Raw genomic sequence first — 16,842 nt, 5'->3', positions numbered from 1 at the left:
TTTGTGGATGCATGTCGCTGGACGACCTGCATCAATAGACCGGTGGCGATACCACCCAGATGACAACCGCCGGTTCGCTGCCCGGATTGCGCCAGCGGTAGGGCTTGCCTTCGAAGCGGAAGGAGTCGCCTTCACCAAGCCGGTGCCAGGCGCCCGCTATCTCGATCTCGAACACTCCCGAGGCGATGTAGCCGGCCTCCTCGGTCGGCCGCAGTTGTTCGGTCTTCATTTCCGCGCCCGGCGCGAAGATCGAACGCACCATCTCGAAGCTACCACCGAGGTCCGGTGACAGAAGCTCTTCCACCAGGCCGGATTCGCTGGTGCCAAGCGTTCGGCGCCTGCCGGCGCGCACCACTACGCCGCGCTCACTTTCCTGGGGCACGTCATGGCTGAAGAACAGGCTGATCGGCACGCCGAAGAGTTCGGCAAACGCCCTGAGATCACTGAGAGACGGCGTCGAGAGGCCGCGCTCGACCTGGCTGACCCAGCCGACGGAACGGCCGAGTTTCAGCGCGATTTCGGCCAGCGTCAGCCCGCGCACCCGACGCAAAGCCCTGATATCGCTGGCCAGCACGCGTTCGTCAGGTCCCTGTAATGTTCGTACGGTCGGGGAGGCCAAGGGCATCACTTCATGAAAAATTCCAGTCGAATTTCATGAGAAATGAAGCTCATGAAAAAATCAAGTAGATTTTCACCAATGCTCAAGATTTGCTTGCAGGATTTTGACGGTTCATGCAAAGGCTCCGCCGCGAGCGGCGAGTGGGGACGTCCGATCGAGAACATGGCTAAGGGACGGCCCATGCTGGAAAAGAAGGCTCGAATCGCGGGCGATGCCGAAATCGTCGACGACGCGATCATGTCGCGTCGCTCGGTGCGCGCATTTCTCCCCGACATGGTCGACGACCATACGATCCGTGACATACTGACCGTTGCGGCCCGCGCTCCCTCGGGCACCAACATGCAGCCGTGGCGTGTCTACGTTGCCAAGGGCGGGACCAAGCAGCGGATCACCGACGCCATCATGAATTCCGGCATCCGTGCCGAGAAAGCCGACTGGGACGAATATCGCTACTATCCCACCCAGTTCTTCGAACCGTATCTGACGCGCCGCCGCGCCAATGGGTTCGGGCTCTATGGCGCGCTCGGCATAGGTCGCCGGGAGGTGGACAAGATGCGAGCCCAGCACGACCGCAATTTCGTCTTCTTCGACGCGCCGGTCGGCATGATCTTCACCATCGATCGCCGGCTCAACCAGGGTTCCTGGATCGACTACGGCATGTTCCTGCAGAACATCATGGTCGCGGCGCGGGGCAGGGGATTGCATACCTGTCCGCAAGCGGCCTTCGCGCCCTATCACCGGCAGATCCGGCCGGTGCTCGACATTCCCGACGAGGAGATCGTCGTCTGCGGCATGGCGCTCGGCTATGAGGACACGTCCAAGCCCGAAAACGCTTTCCGCACCGACCGTGTGCCGCTCGAGGAATGGGTGAAATTCAGCGAATAGGCCGCATGCGTAAGCCGCGCCGCCGCTATTCCGTATTCATGTGCGCGCCGTGGCCGCTGACATGGGCGCCGTCCTGCGGCGTCAGCTTGAGATAGGCTGATAGCGCGCAGAGCGTGATGACGCCCTCGATGACGAACAGGATGCGGAAGTCGCTGGCGACGGCCGGTTCGTTGCCGGCCAGGAACGACAGCATGGCCGCCGCCAGGCCGACGCTGATGGCGACCGCGAGCTGCCAGAGAATATAGTAGAGCGCGCTGAAGCGGGCGAGCTGTTCGGGGGCGATGTCGGAGTAGGCGAGGTTGCCGGTCGAGGCCCATTGCACCGAGCGGAAGACGCCGAACACGAAGATATAGGTCAGCGTGATCCAGACCGGCGTCGTCGCCTGCATCAGGGCGAAGCCGGCGACCATGGCGGCAACGACGGGCGTGTTGAAGACCAGCACGCGGCGAAAACCGAAGCGGTTGAGCAGGCGCGGCATGAAGACACGCATGCCCACCGAGCCGACCGCGGCAACGAAGGTCAGCGATCCCGCCTGCACCGCGCTCATGCCGAAGCCGAGCTGGAACATCAGCGGCAGCAGGAAGACGACCGAGCTGAGGCCGATCGTGTCCAGCCCGCCGCCGGTGAGGAAGGAGATGCGGAAGGTGCGGATGCGCAGGAGCTTGAGATCGAGCAGGGGGTTGCGCACGCGCAGGCAATAGAAGGAGGCGACCGTCAGGATGACAAGCGCGAGCGCAAGCTCGGCCGCGATCATGCCGCCGCCAGCGTCCTTCGCCGCCAGCGAGTCCATGCCGAAAACCAGCAGCACCATGCCGCTGCCGACCAGCAGGAAGCCCGGAAAATCGAACGGCGTGCGCACCGGCTTGGTCACCGTTGGAAACAGGGAGGCGGCAAGGACAGCCGCTGTCAGCGCGAACGGCACGTTGATGAAGAAGATCCAGCGCCAGGAAATGTAGGTGGTCAGCGCGCCACCGACGAGCGGGCCGACGAGCGGCCCGGACTGGCCGGCCAGCGAGATATACATGTTGATCTTCAAGGTGCGGCTGCGTGGAAAGGTCGACAGGATGACGACTTGGCCGAGCGTGCCCATCAGCGCGCCGCCGAAGCCCTGCAGTGCACGGGCGCCGACCAGCATCCACAAATCGTCGGACAGTCCACACAGTGCCGACGACACGGCAAACACCAGCAGGGCGAAGCAGTAGACGTTGCGCAGGCCGAAACGGTCGGCCGCCCAGCCGCCGAGCGGCATGGAGATGATCAGGCTGGCGACGTAGACGGTGATTAGCAGGCCGAGTTGGCTCGGCGGCCGGCCAAGGCTTTGGCTGATGCCGGGCAACGCCGTCACCACGACGTTCTGGTCGAGGCTGGTCATGAACACGCCGCAGGCGACCGTCAGCGGCAGCAGGAGCAAGGCTCTGGCCGGCACATCGGCGCGATCGGTGGCGCCGGCGGATAGTTCAGCGGTCATGGGAATGTTCGAACCAAACGAATGTGCCGACTCTGAGACGGGTTTTTATACCCTTTGGGCCGGTTTGGCGGCCATAGTTTGCCACAATGGCCGCCACAGGAGAAATTCTCTAGCGGCACAAACGGCTGGCCTTGATGCCAGAGCCGCGGCGCGGCCACACGGTTCAGCCGCCGAGCAAGGCCTCGAGCCGCGATCGCAACCATTGATGTGCCGGGTCGCCATCTCGCCGCTTGTGCCAGATCTGCGTGAACTCGAAGGCCGGAATCTCGAACGGTGGGGCAAACACGCAAAGCCCGTCGCCATGGGCCGGCAATATCCGGCTGGCGGCGGTAAGCACGAGGTCGGTGCCGGCGATCAGCCGTGGCGCGACGCCCCAATGCGGAATGGTGAGACAGAGCCGGCGCTTGTGGCCCAATCCGGCCAACGCCTTGTCGACCTCGCTTTGCCGCTCGGGCCGTAAATCGACCAGCGCGTGCGGCCGTTCGAGATAGGTCGTCAAATCCATCGCTCGCCCGTCGCGAAGACTTGCCGCATCGGCGAGGCAGGCAAAGCGCTCGTCGAACAGCCGGTGCGAGCGCACAGACCGGTCCAGCCCTGAAAAGACGCCGAAGGCAAGGTCGATCTCGCCATCGAGGACTTGCGACGCCATCACCTCGCGGCTCGCCTGGCTGACCACCAGGTCGACATGCGGCGCCTGTACGCGCAAGAGCGGCAGCAGGACCGGCAGAATGACCATGGCGCCGTAGTCCGACATTGCGAGCCTAAAGGTTCGGCGCTCGGTCGCCGGGTCGAAACCGGCGGGAGCCAGAAGGTGACGCATTCCGTCGAGCGTCTCGGTGAGTGCCGAACCGATTTCCATGGCGCGCGCCGTCGGTTCGAGGCCGCCCTGCCGCCGGACAAGCAGCGGATCGTCGAGGAGATGGCGCAACCTCGCCAAAGCATGGCTGACGGCAGGCTGGCTCCTGTTCAGCCGCAACGCCGCCCGCGAGACGTGGCGTTCGGCAAGCAAGGCTTCCAATACGACGAGGAGATTGAGATCGATGCCCGCAAGACTATTCATCTTGTGCATAGTAAGCGTGTCAAAATCGAATTTCCATATCGAAACGTGATTGTCTAGACCAGGGCCAATCGATAGGAGACAGTCCGATGCCCGCCACGTTTTCCCTGGTGATTGCCGCCTTGCTGGCAGGCGCCGCCGTCCCGTTCCAAGCCGGGGCGAACGCCATGCTGGGCCGCCTGCTCGGCCATCCGCTCTGGGCGACCGTGGTATCCCTTGTTGTCAGCATGGCGCTGATCATCCCGGTGATGATCGCCTTCAGGGTGCCGGTCCCGGCCGCCGGTATGGCCTTCAAAGGTCCGTGGTGGATCTGGATCGGTGGCGCCGCTGGCGTCCTCTATATCACCGCCGCCTTGCTGCTGGCCCCGAAACTGGGCGCGGCAGGATTTATCGTTGCCGTCATCGCGGGCCAGATGGCGGCGTCGCTGGCCATCGATCATTTCGCCCTGATGGGCTTTGCCCATCGTCCGGTGACTGCCGCTCGCTTCGCCGGATTTCTCCTCATCGTTGCCGGCCTGTTCGTGACGCAATGGGCCAGCGCCATTGCACCGCGGCCGGCCCAACCCGACTTCAATTCAGTCCATAAAGGAGACAACCAATGAAACCGCATCTGGTTCTGCGTGTGGCGCGGCCGACGAATGATCTCGCTGCGGTCACCCGCTTCTACCGGGAGGGTCTCGGCCTTCAGGAACTATATCGCTTCAGCGACCATGACGGCTTCGACGGCATCATGCTCGGACAGCCCGGGGAGGCCTATCACTTCGAATTCACCCACGCTCACGGCCACGATGCCGGCAGGGCACCCACAGCGGACAATCTGGTCGTCTTCTATATGCCGGATCGTGACGCGTGGCAGGCAGCCGTGCGGCGCATGAAGGAGCATGGCTACGCCGAGGTGCCATCCTTCAATCCCTATTGGGACAGGCAAGGCGTCACATTCGAGGATTGCGATGGTTATCGCGTGGTCCTGCAGAACGCCGACTGGCACGGCGTCGCGCAGCAGGCCTAGCCGGCAGGCCGGAGCTACTGCACCTCGTAGCCGACTTCCTCGCAGGCATGGCAGAGGGCCTTCCAGAACGAACGGGCGAAAGAGCGGAAGACATAGAGGTCGAACTGGTCGGTGCCGGTGCGGTGGATCTGGGCGAAGACGTCGTGATGGACCGTCGAGCGGCCGGCGCCGACCGGAAAGGCGGGCAGGGCGAAGTCGATGGCGAAGAACTTCGCCAGCACCCACTCGGCTTTCGGCCCGGCAATGCGGATCGCGGTGCGGCCATGCGACAGGTCCGTCACCGTGCCTATGTCGGGCGTCACCGCCTTGGCGAAGGCCGCGGCCAGCCCTTCGGCCTCGTCCGCCACCGTGAATTTCCCCGGCGCGAAGCCGAACACCGACTTTGCACCGTCGCTCATGCCGCCGCCGGCGCCGTCCGGCAGCGCCAGTCCGACGACAGTGCGGATGGCCGCGATCAATTTCTTCTCCTCGCCCGGCCATGCGGCGAGTTGCACGATCGAGCCCGGCCTGGTTTCGGTAAGCAGAATCTCCACGCCATGTTCGAAATTGCCATGCGAGCCGACATGGAACTCAGGCTCGAGGGGCGATTGACGCTCAACCATGCATGCGGGTTCCTTCCGGATCGTAGAAGTGGTTGGAGACGATCTCCACCGGCCCGAAGCGGTTGCGCAAGGGATCGGAGACATGCGCGCGCGTGCCATGCCTGGCCTTGCCACCCTTGACCAGCGCCAGCGCGATATGCTTGCCGAGCGCTGGCGAGTAGCAGCAGGCCGTGATGTGGCCGATCGAGCCGTGCGGGTTGGTTTCGTCGAGCTCCTCGACAATGTGGGCGCCGCCATTGAGCGGCCGGTTGTCGAGCGCGATCAGGCCGACCAGTTCCAGCCGGTCCGATGCAGCCAGGCCCTCCCTGTCCATCATCGCCGAGCCGATGAACGGCTTTTTCTTCGACAGCATCCAGTCGAGATGCAGGTCGCGCGCCGTGGTGCGGCCATCGATCTCGGCACCGGTGACGTGGCCCTTCTCGATGCGCATCGTGCCCAGCGCCTCGAGCCCGTAGGTGACCAGTCCGAAAGGCTTGCCGGCCTCGACCAGGGCTTCCCAGACATGCGTTCCGTGGCCCGCGCCGGAATAGACCTCGAAGGCCATTTCTCCGGAGAAAGATAGCCGGCAAATCATGACCGGTGCACCCGCTATCTCGCCATGCACGATGCCCATGAAGGGCAGCGTCGCATTGTCGACTGATGTGCCGGTGACACAGGCGGCGAGGATCTGTCTTGCCTTGGGGCCGCCGATCGCGGCGCCCGCCCATTCATCTGTGACCGAGGTGACATGGACCTTCAACTCCGGCCAGATCACGTCGAGGAAATACTCAAGATGCTGCATCACCTTGCCGGCATTGGCCGTGGTGGTGGTCATCAGGAAATCCTGTTCGCCCAGCCGCCAGGTGGTACCGTCGTCGAAGGCAAAACCGTCTTCGCGCAACATCAGCCCGTAGCGTGCCTTGCCGACCGCGAGCGTCGAGAACATGTTGGTGTAGACACGGTCGAGGAACATGGCGGCGTCGGGGCCTTGCACGGCTATCTTGCCCAGCGTCGAGACATCGACGATGCCCGCACTTTCGCGCGTTGCCCTGGCTTCGCGCACATAGGCCTGTTCGACCGTTTCGCCTGAAAGCCCATAGACCATCGGACGGTACCAGAGACCGGCCGAATACACGGTCGCACCATTGGCGAGGTGCCAGTCATGCATCGGCGTCAGCCGCTCGGGCTTGAGATCGCCGAAGCGCTCGGCCGCCAGCGAGCCGATCGAAACCGGCGCGAAGGGGGGCCGGAAGCGGGTCGTGCCGACGTCCGGGATGGGCTTGCCCAGCGCTTCCGCCATGATGGCAAGGCCGGGGACATTGGAACTCTTGCCCTGATCGGTCGCCATGCCGAGCGTGGTGTAGCGCTTGAGGTGCTCGACCGAGACGAAGCCTTCGCGATGCGCCAGGCGGACATCCTCGGCCGTGACGTCGTGCTGGAAATCGACAAAGCTCTTGCCGCTGCCCTTGATCTCGAACACTGGCGCCGGATCAGGATCCCCGGGGGTTGCCTCGACGGTGGGCAGCGCCATCGGCGCGGCTGTTGCGCCAGCCGCTGCAAGGCCCGCCGCGCGGCCTTCGGCGATGGCTTCGACCGTCGAAAAATTGCCGGTGAAAGCGCCGGCACCGATCCATTTCTGGGTCGGCTCGGGCGGCAGGAAGGCCTGCCGGGCAGAATTCCATTCCGCCTTGGCGCCGGCCTGGCTGGCCAGATGGATGGTCGGCGACCAGCCGCCCGATATCAGCAGGCAATCGGCATGGATGGCGCGTGCATCACCGCTCAGCACACCGGCAATCATGTCGAAGCGCTGAACCTTGAGGCCGGACAAGGCCTTGCCGCCTTCCGTGGCGACAACCGCATGACCGGACAGCAATTCCGCCTCGGCTTCGCCGGCCAGTGCGCTCATCTCGGCGGAGGGCTGCGGGCGCACGTCGACGATGGCAACGATCGCAGCACCCGCCCGCTTCAGCGCCAGTGCCGACCGGTAGGCGCTGTCATTGTTGGTGAACAGCACGACCCGCTGGCCCGGCAGCACGCCGAATTCGTTGGCGTAGCGCTCCGCCGCGTGCGCCAGCATCACGCCGGGCCTGTCATTGCCGGGAAACACCAGCGGCCTTTCAAAGGCGCCGGTGGCCAGCACCACGGATCCGGCGCGGATCGCCCAGTAGCGATGGCGCGGCTCACCCTTGGCGGGCTGCTCCTTGTGATCGCTGACCCGCTCGAGGGCGGCAAGTGTGTTGTTGTCGTAGTAACCCCAGACCGTTGTGCGCGGCAGAAGCCGGACATTGTCGCGGGCCTCGAGCTGGGCGACGGTGCGCCGCACCCAATCGGTTGCGGGCGCCCCGTCGATGGTCTCGGCGGACCAGTTGGCCGAACCGCCGAAACGCGGCTCGAGATCGGCCAGGATGACGCGGGCGCCTTGATCGGCGGCGGCCTTGGCGGCCATCAGGCCAGCCGGACCGGAGCCGACCACCAGCACGTCGCAGAAGGCGTTCATGCGTTCGTAGCGGGCTGGGTCCTTTGCCGATCCGGCGCTGCCGAGGCCGGCGGCGCGGCGGATGAAATGCTCGCAGAACATCCAGAAGCGCGTGCCCTTCAGCGGACCGACAACCGGTCCCATGAAGGTCTTGTAGTAGAAGCCGGCCGACAGGATCTTGCCGCCGAGCTGGTTGACGGCATGCATATCCCAGGCAAGCGAAGGGAAGCGGTTCTGGCTGACGGCGACCAGCCCGTCATGGATCTCGACCATGGTCGCCGCAATGTTGGGTTCGCGCACCTCGCCCTTCAGCACCGTCACCAGCGCGTTGGGCTCCTCGACGCCTGCCGTCAGCAGGCCGCGCGGGCGATGATATTTGAAAGAACGGCCGAAGAGGGTGACGCCGCTGGCCAGCAGCGCCGATGCCAGCGTGTCGCCGGCGTGGCCGGTATAGGCAACGCCATCGAAGGTGAAGCGGATGGTCTTCAAGCGGTCGATACGGCCGCCGGTGTCGGTGCGGCGCGGGCTCATGGCTTGTCCTCCGCCTTGCGGCGCGCGCCCGAGCCGTGATCGCCGCGCACGAAGGCGACACTGGAAATCTCATGCGTCAGCGTGTTGCGCACCACCCGCAGATGCGCCCGGCAGCCGCCAGAATGCTGCCAGATCTCGTTGTGGTCGCCGGCCGGGTTCAGCCTGTCATAGACGTAGGCGTTCCAGGCTTCGAAATTCTGCGAAGCCGGCTCGGGGCGTTCGCGGTTGCCGTCACCCTGATAGGTGAACTCGATGACGTCGCGCGGGCCGCAATAGGGACAGGTGATCAGCACGGTATATTCCTGATGAAGCCTAATGAAGCCTGGGATTCGCGCCCTGACCCTTGTCGTCGATGACAAGACCGCGGTGGAAACGGTCGAGCGTGAAGGGGGCATTGAAGTCGTGCGGCTGGTCCTTGGCGATGGTCCAGGCGAAGCACCAGCCGGAAGCGGGCGTCGCCTTGAAGCCGCCATAACACCAGCCGCAGTTGAGATACATGCCGGGAAGCGGGCCCATGGTGATGATCGGCGAGCCATCCATCGACATGTCGCAGACGCCGCCCCAGGAACGCAGCATGCGCACCCGCGCGAGGCCAGGGAAAAGCGCCAGCATCTCGCTCATCACCTCATCGACGATGGGCAGGTTGCCGCGCTGGGCGTAGCTGTTGTAGCCGTCGATGTCGCCGCCATAGACAAGGCCGCCCTTGTCGGACTGGGACATATAGAAATGGCCCATGCCGAACGTCACGACGGTGTCGATGAAGGGTTTCAGCGATTCGGTGACAAAGGCCTGCAGCACATGGCTTTCGATCGGCATCGTCTCGACGCCGGCCATCTGCATGACGCGGCCGGTGCTGCCGGCCACGGCGACCGCCACCTTCTTGGCCCTGATATCGCCACGCGAGGTGGTGACGCCGGTGACGCGGTCGCCGTCGCGCAGGAAGCCGGTGACCTCGCAATTCTCGATGATGTCGACGCCGCGCCGGTCGGCGCCGCGCGCATAGCCCCAGGCGACTGCATCGTGCCGGGCGGTGCCGGCGCGGCGCTGCATCAGGCCGCCAACCACGGGGAAGCGTGCGTCGCTGGAGATGTCGAGCGCCGGGATCAGGCGCTTGATCTCGGCCGGCGTCATCAGTTCGGCATCGACGCCGAGATGACGCATGGCGTTGCCGCGCCTTGCATAATCGTCGAACTGGGCCGGCGTATGCGCCAGATTCAGGCAGCCGCGCTGCGAGAACATGACGTTGTAGTTGAGCTCGTGCGACAGGTTTTCCCACAGCTTCATCGAATGTTCGTAGAAGCGGGTGTTGGCGGGCAGGAGATAGTTGGAGCGCACGGCCGTGGTGTTGCGGCCGACATTGCCGGAGCCGAGCCAGCCCTTCTCCAGCACCGCGACGTTGGTGATGCCGTGCTCCTTGGCAAGATAATAGGCGGTCGACAGACCGTGCCCGCCGCCGCCGATGATGATGACGTCGTAGGAGGCCTTCGGATCAGGCTTGCGCCAGGCCGGCTTCCAGTCCTTGTTCCCCTTGAGCGCGTTCGCGAGCAGCGAAAGGGCCGAATACTCTGCCATGTGTATGGTGTCCGTTGCGGGCGATGCGGCAGACTATAGAGCAGGGGACTGATGCAAAGCCAATATTGCGCCATCGCCTTTCGACTGGCCGACGCCTGATGTGTGCGATCGGTCGCGGTGACTTGCCCCATGATATGGCCGTCTTTATCAAGGACAGGCTCTTTGAATGCCTTTGCCGTCCGTGAGTCGCCGGTCCACCATGCTTTTTCGATTGCTTCGCCTCATCCTGGTCCTGACGCTTGTCGTTTCGGCGCCCTTGTCGTTCGAGGCCGCGGCGCAAGGCGTTGGCCAGGCACCCGCCGGACTGGTCGCTGACCAGCAGAAGATCATCCAGAGCCTGACGACCAGGACCGACACTTTCGAGAAGCAGATCCAGCAGGACGCCGAGGACGACGGAAGTCTTGTCGACATCCGCCTGCAACTGGAAGAACTGTCCAGGCAATCGCTGACCAGCGCTCTGGCCTTCCGCACGCGGCTGGGCGAAATCAACGCCAGGCTTGAGCAGCTTGGGCCGCCGCCTGCGGCGGGCCAGCCGGCGGAACCGGACATCGTCAGCGCCGAGCGCGAAGGGCTGACATCGGAAAAGGCCGAGATAAACGCGGTCATCTCGCAGGCGCAGGCCTTGTCGATCCGCATCAGCGGACTGATCGACAAGATCGGCAACATGCGCAGCGAGCTTTTCCGCAATCTGTTGACCAAGCGCTACGTGCTCTCGGACGCCTTGAGCCCGCAGGTCTTTTCCGACGCGCGCGACGAGTTCGACAATTTCTACAAGGCCGTGTCGTCCTGGCTGACCTTTGCCATCAAGTTCAAGTTCCAGGCCATTCTGGCCGCGACCTTCGTGGCGCTCGGCCTGGCGCTGGTGCTGCTGGTCGGCGGACGGCGCCTGTTCGGGCGTGTGTTCGAGGCCGACCCCGGCAATGAGGATCCGTCCTATCTCAGCCGCCTTTCGGTGGCCTTCTGGTCGACCTTGCTGCCGACGGTGGCGGTTGCCGCCTTTCTCGGGTCGACGATCTTCTTCTTCAATTACTACAACGTCTTGCGTGGCGATATCGGCCTCTTCCTCAATGCGCTGGCGACCGTCATCGGCGTGGTGTTCTGCGTCAATCGCCTGACCAACGCGGCGCTCGAACCGCGTTTGCCCAACTGGCGCCTCATCCCCGTCGAAACCGGGCCAGCGCGCTGGCTGGTCCGGTTGACCACCGCCATGGCCGTGGTCATCAGCTTCAACACCTTCCTGTCTGTCGTGAACGACAAGATGGGATCGCCGCTGTCGCTGACCATCGCGCGCAGTTTCGTCGCCACCATCATCGTCGGCGTCATCCTGATCCTGATGGCGATGCTGAGGCCGTTCAAGGCGCGTGACGGAAGCTGGCGGCCATGGCCGGCATGGCTGCGCTACACCTCGCTCGGGCTCGGGTTTTTCACCATCATCGCGGCGCTGCTCGGCTATATCGGCCTTGCACTGTTCGTGTCGCTGCAGGTCGTGGTCACCGGCACCGCGCTGATCACGGCCTATATCGGCTTCCTGTCGGCGCAAGCAATCGGCGAGGAGGGCGCTTTCGCCAACACCTCGGTCGGGCGCTGGCTATCGGCCAATTCGAGCTATGAAGACACCGCGCTCGACCAGCTCGGTCTTGTCGTCAGCATCGCCATCAACCTGATGATCGTGCTGGTGTTCCTGCCGCTGATCCTGTTGATGTGGGGCTTCCAGCCCGGCGATATCGAGGCGTGGGCCTACAAGCTGGCAACCGGAATCAATATCGGGTCGGTGACGATTTCGGTCACCGGCATCCTGTCGGGCATCGTCGTCTTCATCATCGGCTATTTCCTGACGCGCTGGTTCCAGGGCTGGCTCGACGGCTCCGTCATGGCGCGCGGCAAGGTCGACACCGGGGTGCGCAACTCGATCCGGCTGGCGGTCGGCTATGCCGGCGTGGCGCTCGCCGCGCTGGTCGGCATCTCGGCCGCCGGCATCGATCTCTCCAGTCTGGCCCTGGTCGCTGGTGCTCTCTCCCTCGGTATCGGTTTTGGCCTGCAGAACGTGGTGTCCAATTTCGTCTCCGGCCTGATCCTGCTGGCCGAGCGCCCGTTCAAGGTCGGCGACTGGATCGTGGCCGGCGATGTCAGCGGCACGGTCAAGAAGATCAGCGTGCGCGCCACCGAGATCGAAACCTTCCAGCGCCAGTCGGTGATCCTGCCCAATTCGAACCTGATCAACAACGCCGTCGGCAACTGGACGCACCGCAACAAGCTCGGTCGTGTCGAAATCAAGGTCGGCGTTGCCTATGGCAGCGACGTAAAGCAGGTCCATGCCATCCTGCTCGAGATCGCCCGCAGCCATCCGCTGGTGCTGAAGAATCCCGAGCCGTTCGTACTGTTTTCCAATTTCGGCGCCGCCGCCCTGGAGTTCGAAATCCGTGTTTTCCTGGCCGACATCATGAACGGCAGTTCCGTGCAGAACGATGTCCGCTTCTCCGTGTTGGAAAAATTCAACGACCAGCACATCGAAATCCCGTCAACGCCGCGCGCGGTTGTCGAGGTCCAGAAACATGTTGCCTGGCCGACCGATGACGACAAGATCGAGGCCGATTTCGCCGAACAGGAAGAAGCCAGGGCGCAAGCCGAGGCCGAGGCGAAAAAGCAGCCGAAGCCGCGCAAGGCCAAGAAGCCCGATCCGGACTAAGCCCTGGGTCCGGCCTGCCGGGCCGTCGCCAGCAACGCTGACAGCGCCGCACGAAGATCGGTCCTGCCGAACCTGATCTCGCCGACATCCCGCTGCGCGTCGATGCGACCGGCATTGTGGGCGTCGAACAACTCCACAACCAGGCGGGCATAGGTTTCGCCGATGCCTCCGGCCACGAGGGCAGGCATCCAATCCTGTCTCGGCAGCTCACGCGCGACCACCTCGCGGCCGACGATTTCGCCAAGCGTCCGCGCCACATCGATGGCGCTGTAGCGTCGCGGGCCCTCGGCATGCACCACGCGCAGCCCGTCGGCGGGCGACAAGAGGAGGTCTGCCGCAATCAGCCCGACATCGCCGGCCGAGACCGTGGGAAAGGCCTTCGAGACGGGATGATGGAGGCTGGACAGGACGCCGGTCTCGAGCGCTCGACCGATTACGCGGGCCCAGTTCTGCATGTGCTCGGCGGAGCGCAGCAGCGTCAAGGCCGCGGGTAGCGTCTTCAGCTGTGCTTCAAGATGATGGAAGGTGAGCGTGATGCCGGTACCGGCGGAGATCTCGGCGCCGTAGTCCGAGATCGCCAGGATGGTTTGCGGTCTGAACTCATCGAGCGCGTCCATGATCGACCGGATCGTGGATTGCATCTCTTGAGAGGCATCGTCGGCGCGGATGGCCACCGGGCAAATGACCTGCACGGCCGTCGCACCTTTTGTTGCCCGCGCCAGAGCCGGCGCATCGCGCAGATCGGCGATTTCTACCTCGCAACCAAGCGCACGAAGCGCGTCGGCGCTCGATGGATCGCGAATCACGGCCCTGACTGGGACATCCTGTTTACGCAGCGCGCCAATCGTGGATCGTCCGATCTTCCCGGCGGCTCCCAGCACAACAAACATAGCGATATCCTTCAAACCGATCGTCGAAGGCCAACGATGCAGGATTGGCGGGCCTGGGTCGCCCAGATATGGACGACGGAGCGCAAGAACGGATGATCACAGTCAAGTCCGGCGCATTATTTCCGCATGCGCGCCAGCGCCGCGGGCGTGACGCCGAGAATGCGCTTCATGCTTTGAGCCATATGGCTTTGATGCGCGAAGCCGGCCTCCAGCGCGATCCGGCTGAGCGGCATTGTCCCCTGATGCAGCAAGGTCCTGGCCCGCTCGACCCGGCGCTGGATGACATATTGGTGGGGCGGCATGCCGAATGTGCGGCGAAACAGCACCTTCAGATGCGACACGCTGATGGCGGCCACCTTCGCCAGGTCACCCAGCGAGAGGTCCTGGTCGAGATTGGTCTCGATGAAATCACGAAGCCGGCGCTTCTGGACCGGGGAGAGCGTCTGCCTGACGGCATCGGCTCGCAGGGACGATGCACCTTGGACAAGCTGGATGGCCAACGCCTTGGCCAGGCTCTCGAAATACAGTCGGTCCGATGGCATGTCCGGGCTCAGTCCCGTCGCCATCGCGTGCGCAATATGTTCGATTCTCGGATCGCGGCGCTGGAACTGCGGAAGAACGACGACCTTGGCCGGGTCGATTTCGAGATCCTCGGCAGCTTGTCGAACCAGCCCCGGGCTTACCCACAGCCGCAGGATCGTGCAGTCGGCGTCGTCTTGCCATTCGCCGTCCAGCCCGGCGGGCACGATATCGATGTCGCCATCCGACTGTACCCGCCGGTGGTGCGTTCCGTCGCACCGGCACGACGCATTGACAGGCGCTCCGACATGAATTCCCAGCCGGTGGTTGGGAGAGGCCGGCACGTGGTAGGTCAACCCAGCCACAATGTTCCGGGTCTCAATGCCAACGCCGATCGTCTCCAGCCAGTTGTCGTGCATGGTCTCATCTTTTCGCCCGTCGCGCCCCTTCGCCATCATATCGTGCGGGGCGGCCGGTTTTACAGGATGAAGCACCGGCAAAAGCCAATTGCGGCATGAATGCGGCATTCAGTTGCGGTTCAGCTTCCATCTCATATAAGCTCTCATGCAAAGGCGAGAATGCCTTGTGAAATGCAACAGAGGCGGTGGGAACACCGATATTGCAAATGTGGAAGTCTCTCGTCGCTGCCGTGGCCTTGCTCGCCGTAGGCGGCTCGGCCCATGCCGCCAGCGCGGTCAACAAGGACGCCGAGACCCGCACGCTGGTCGTGACGGAGGCCGGCAGCAAGTCCGACCTGGCGTTGGCCGCCGGTGAAACCGTTGAATTCTGCCAGAGCGGCTGCTTCGTCACCTTGCCAAACGGCGACCTCGAAGCGCTGACCGGTTCGGAAACCATCGAGATTTCGGGCGGCGTTGCCCGCATCAAGTAATCTCGCCGACATGATTGGAAAGGCCGGGCATTTGTCCGGCCTTTTATCGTTTCCGGTAGCAGTTGCTTAACAATGACGCCCGAAATACAGCCGAAACAGCCGTTTGCAACCGCACGTTTTAACGTTCGCTAGGCCGTCACCCGCTATACCTCCATCCAAGACGCCGAAACACGGCGCTCAACGGGATTCCGGTTTCCGGATATTACGCTGGCAGGGCAGGACGGGCATGGATGCGCGGTCGGACAGGAACGCAATACCGCTTGCGGTCGATCTCGACGGCACGCTGATTGCAACCGACCTGCTCTGGGAAGGATTGTTCATCCTTCTCAAGAAGAACCCGCTCTATCTCTTTCTGGTGCCTTTCTGGGCGGCAGGCGGACCAGCGCGGCTGAAGCAGGCAATCGCCCAGCGCATAGACATCGACCCGGCCACGCTGCCCTATCGGGCGCCACTGCTCGACCGGCTCCGCGCCGAGCACGCCGAAGGCCGCAAGCTCGTGCTCGCCACCGGTACGCCGCGCAAGTTCGCCGACGCCATATCGGCCCATCTGGGCATCTTCGACCGAGTGTTGGCCACTGACGGCCTCGACAATCTCACCTCGGGCAAGAAGCGCGCCTCGCTGGTGGCCGCCTATGGCGATGGCGGCTTCGACTATGCCGGCAACAGCCGCCATGACCTCCAGGTCTTCGACGCGGCACGCAGCGCGATCGTGGTGGCGCCGGACCGCCACGCCGCACGCTGGCAAGCGGCACATGGTGCCGAAACCATGCCGGCGCCCAAGCCGACATCGCGCACCATCATCAAGATGCTGCGCGTGCATCAATGGCTGAAGAATTCGCTGATCGCCGTGCCGATGGTGCTGTCGCACGAATATTTCAACACCGACATGATCTGGCAATGCCTGCTGGCGTTCGTCTCGTTCAGCGCGGTCGCCTCGGCGATCTATATCCTCAACGACTTCTTCGATCTGGCGCTCGACCGCAAGCACGCCACCAAGCGCAACAGGCCGTTCGCCAGCGGTGCGCTGTCGATCCCGTTCGGCCTCGGCGCGATCGCGGTGCTGCTGGCGATCGGCCTTGCCGCCGGCTGCCTGCTGCCGATCGAATTCCTCGGCGTGCTCGGCGGCTATATGGCCGTTACGACGGCCTACTCGCTGTCGTTCAAACGCATGCTCCTGGTCGACGTGCTGACGCTTGCGGGGCTTTATACGATCCGTGTCCTGGCGGGCGCGGCGGCGACCGGCGTCGACGTTTCGTTCTGGCTGCTCGCCTTCTCGATTTTCTTCTTCCTGTCGCTGGCGCTGGTGAAGCGCTTCGTCGAACTGCGTACCACCGCCATTGCGCCAGGCGAGCGCATTGCCGGCCGCGGCTATCGTACCGAAGACCAGGAAATCGTCGCCCAGGCCGGCATGGCTTCGGCCTTCTCCGCGGCGCTGGTGCTGGCACTCTACATGGACAGCGTCGCGGTGCGTGAACTCTATCCGCACCCCTGGCTGATCTGGCCGTTGCCGCCGATCGTGCTGTACCTCATCATCCGCGTCTGGATCCTGGCGCGCCGCGACGAGATGCATGACGATCCGGTCGTCTTCATCATCCGCGACTGGCGCAGTCAGATCGTGGTGGCGATCGGCGCCGTGCTTTTGGTCATCGGGGGCTGGTAG

At 63.9% G+C, this 16,842-nt stretch carries 15 protein-coding genes; 6 read left to right on the top strand and 9 right to left on the bottom strand.

All coding sequences use genetic code 11. The annotated features are described in order from the left end of the window. Positions 1-31 precede the first annotated feature (31 nt). Positions 32-625, bottom strand: coding sequence for an XRE family transcriptional regulator (locus FJ967_RS11375; RefSeq protein ID WP_140731803.1), 594 nt, complete (start codon positions 623-625; stop codon positions 32-34). A gap of 174 nt (positions 626-799) precedes the next feature. Between FJ967_RS11375 and FJ967_RS11370 the strand changes: the two genes are divergently transcribed. Beyond that, positions 800-1,504: a nitroreductase gene (locus FJ967_RS11370; protein ID WP_181175787.1), complete on the top strand. Its 705-nt coding sequence runs from the start codon at positions 800-802 to the stop codon at positions 1,502-1,504. 25 nt (positions 1,505-1,529) lie between these two features. On the opposite strand, the gene FJ967_RS11365 is transcribed toward FJ967_RS11370, so the two are convergent. Next, positions 1,530-2,972: an MFS transporter gene (locus FJ967_RS11365; RefSeq protein ID WP_140731801.1), complete on the bottom strand. Its 1,443-nt coding sequence runs from the start codon at positions 2,970-2,972 to the stop codon at positions 1,530-1,532. Between the two features lie 163 nt (positions 2,973-3,135). Beyond that, positions 3,136-4,032 carry a LysR family transcriptional regulator gene (locus FJ967_RS11360; RefSeq protein ID WP_140731998.1) on the bottom strand — a complete coding sequence of 299 codons (897 nt, stop codon included), beginning with the start codon at positions 4,030-4,032 and terminating at the stop codon, positions 3,136-3,138. Positions 4,033-4,118: 86 nt separating this feature from the next. On the opposite strand from FJ967_RS11360, the gene FJ967_RS11355 reads away from it, so the two are divergent. Together FJ967_RS11355 and FJ967_RS11350 are read left to right on the top strand one after the other, a co-directional pair. Next, the gene (locus FJ967_RS11355; protein ID WP_140731800.1) at positions 4,119-4,631 is read left to right on the top strand and encodes a DMT family transporter; all 513 of its coding nucleotides are present in this window, start codon (positions 4,119-4,121) and stop codon (positions 4,629-4,631) included. Continuing rightward, entirely contained in the window at positions 4,628-5,038 is a 411-nt protein-coding gene (locus FJ967_RS11350) for a VOC family protein (protein WP_140731799.1), read from the top strand. Before FJ967_RS11355 ends, FJ967_RS11350 begins: the two co-directional genes overlap by 4 nt. Before the next feature lie 14 nt (positions 5,039-5,052). Here FJ967_RS11350 and FJ967_RS11345 read toward each other — a convergent pair whose 3' ends face one another. Genes FJ967_RS11345 through FJ967_RS11330 form a run of 4 tightly spaced genes read right to left on the bottom strand, consistent with a single transcriptional unit; the run spans position 5,053 to position 10,198 of the window. After that, the gene (locus tag FJ967_RS11345) at positions 5,053-5,640 is read right to left on the bottom strand and encodes a sarcosine oxidase subunit gamma (RefSeq protein WP_140731798.1); all 588 of its coding nucleotides are present in this window, start codon (positions 5,638-5,640) and stop codon (positions 5,053-5,055) included. Further along, complete coding sequence (locus FJ967_RS11340) at positions 5,633-8,626, bottom strand: sarcosine oxidase subunit alpha (protein WP_140731797.1); 2,994 nt, start codon at positions 8,624-8,626, stop codon at positions 5,633-5,635. The genes FJ967_RS11345 and FJ967_RS11340 overlap by 8 nt, the downstream gene beginning before the upstream one ends. Then, on the bottom strand, positions 8,623-8,919 hold the full coding sequence (locus FJ967_RS11335) for a sarcosine oxidase subunit delta (RefSeq protein WP_140731796.1): 297 nt from the start codon (positions 8,917-8,919) through the stop codon (positions 8,623-8,625). The genes FJ967_RS11340 and FJ967_RS11335 overlap by 4 nt, the downstream gene beginning before the upstream one ends. Before the next feature lie 19 nt (positions 8,920-8,938). Then, complete coding sequence (locus FJ967_RS11330) at positions 8,939-10,198, bottom strand: sarcosine oxidase subunit beta (RefSeq protein ID WP_140731795.1); 1,260 nt, start codon at positions 10,196-10,198, stop codon at positions 8,939-8,941. Between the two features lie 199 nt (positions 10,199-10,397). On the opposite strand from FJ967_RS11330, the gene FJ967_RS11325 reads away from it, so the two are divergent. Continuing rightward, positions 10,398-12,884 (top strand): mechanosensitive ion channel family protein, encoded by a 2,487-nt coding sequence (locus FJ967_RS11325; RefSeq protein ID WP_140731794.1) that lies wholly within the window; start codon positions 10,398-10,400, stop codon positions 12,882-12,884. Here FJ967_RS11325 and FJ967_RS11320 read toward each other — a convergent pair. Both FJ967_RS11320 and FJ967_RS11315 read right to left on the bottom strand, forming a co-directional pair. After that, positions 12,881-13,774, bottom strand: coding sequence for an NAD(P)H-binding protein (locus FJ967_RS11320; RefSeq protein WP_181175785.1), 894 nt, complete (start codon positions 13,772-13,774; stop codon positions 12,881-12,883). The genes FJ967_RS11325 and FJ967_RS11320 overlap by 4 nt on opposite strands. Before the next feature lie 116 nt (positions 13,775-13,890). Next, entirely contained in the window at positions 13,891-14,712 is an 822-nt protein-coding gene (locus FJ967_RS11315) for an AraC family transcriptional regulator (protein ID WP_140731792.1), read from the bottom strand. Positions 14,713-14,918: 206 nt separating this feature from the next. Here FJ967_RS11315 and FJ967_RS11310 point away from each other — a divergent pair, with 206 nt between their 5' ends. Together FJ967_RS11310 and FJ967_RS11305 are read left to right on the top strand one after the other, a co-directional pair. After that, positions 14,919-15,182, top strand: a complete 264-nt coding sequence (locus FJ967_RS11310) for a hypothetical protein (RefSeq protein WP_140731791.1) — start codon at positions 14,919-14,921, stop codon at positions 15,180-15,182. A gap of 226 nt (positions 15,183-15,408) precedes the next feature. Continuing rightward, positions 15,409-16,842 (top strand): UbiA family prenyltransferase, encoded by a 1,434-nt coding sequence (locus FJ967_RS11305; RefSeq protein ID WP_140731790.1) that lies wholly within the window; start codon positions 15,409-15,411, stop codon positions 16,840-16,842.

It is taken from the genome of Mesorhizobium sp. B2-3-4 (assembly GCF_006442315.1).
Taxonomy (GTDB): domain Bacteria; phylum Pseudomonadota; class Alphaproteobacteria; order Rhizobiales; family Rhizobiaceae; genus Mesorhizobium.
The sequence above is the reverse complement of the archived record's forward strand: the minus strand, read 5'-3'. Positions and strand labels throughout refer to the sequence as shown.

What these genes read in the sequence shown, in the direction of transcription:
- FJ967_RS11340 (WP_140731797.1), bottom strand. Translation starts at nt 8,626, where the DNA reads ATGAGCCCGCGCCGCACCGACACCGGCGGCCGTATCGACCGCTTGAAG.
- FJ967_RS11375 (WP_140731803.1), bottom strand. Translation starts at nt 625, where the DNA reads ATGCCCTTGGCCTCCCCGACCGTACGAACATTACAGGGACCTGACGAA.
- FJ967_RS11360 (WP_140731998.1), bottom strand. Translation starts at nt 4,032, where the DNA reads ATGAATAGTCTTGCGGGCATCGATCTCAATCTCCTCGTCGTATTGGAA.
- FJ967_RS11365 (WP_140731801.1), bottom strand. Translation starts at nt 2,972, where the DNA reads ATGACCGCTGAACTATCCGCCGGCGCCACCGATCGCGCCGATGTGCCG.
- FJ967_RS11325 (WP_140731794.1), top strand. Translation starts at nt 10,398, where the DNA reads ATGCTTTTTCGATTGCTTCGCCTCATCCTGGTCCTGACGCTTGTCGTT.
- FJ967_RS11320 (WP_181175785.1), bottom strand. Translation starts at nt 13,774, where the DNA reads ATGTTTGTTGTGCTGGGAGCCGCCGGGAAGATCGGACGATCCACGATT.
- FJ967_RS11345 (WP_140731798.1), bottom strand. Translation starts at nt 5,640, where the DNA reads ATGGTTGAGCGTCAATCGCCCCTCGAGCCTGAGTTCCATGTCGGCTCG.
- FJ967_RS11310 (WP_140731791.1), top strand. Translation starts at nt 14,919, where the DNA reads ATGTGGAAGTCTCTCGTCGCTGCCGTGGCCTTGCTCGCCGTAGGCGGC.
- FJ967_RS11305 (WP_140731790.1), top strand. Translation starts at nt 15,409, where the DNA reads ATGGATGCGCGGTCGGACAGGAACGCAATACCGCTTGCGGTCGATCTC.
- FJ967_RS11315 (WP_140731792.1), bottom strand. Translation starts at nt 14,712, where the DNA reads ATGCACGACAACTGGCTGGAGACGATCGGCGTTGGCATTGAGACCCGG.
- FJ967_RS11370 (WP_181175787.1), top strand. Translation starts at nt 800, where the DNA reads ATGCTGGAAAAGAAGGCTCGAATCGCGGGCGATGCCGAAATCGTCGAC.
- FJ967_RS11350 (WP_140731799.1), top strand. Translation starts at nt 4,628, where the DNA reads ATGAAACCGCATCTGGTTCTGCGTGTGGCGCGGCCGACGAATGATCTC.
- FJ967_RS11330 (WP_140731795.1), bottom strand. Translation starts at nt 10,198, where the DNA reads ATGGCAGAGTATTCGGCCCTTTCGCTGCTCGCGAACGCGCTCAAGGGG.
- FJ967_RS11355 (WP_140731800.1), top strand. Translation starts at nt 4,119, where the DNA reads ATGCCCGCCACGTTTTCCCTGGTGATTGCCGCCTTGCTGGCAGGCGCC.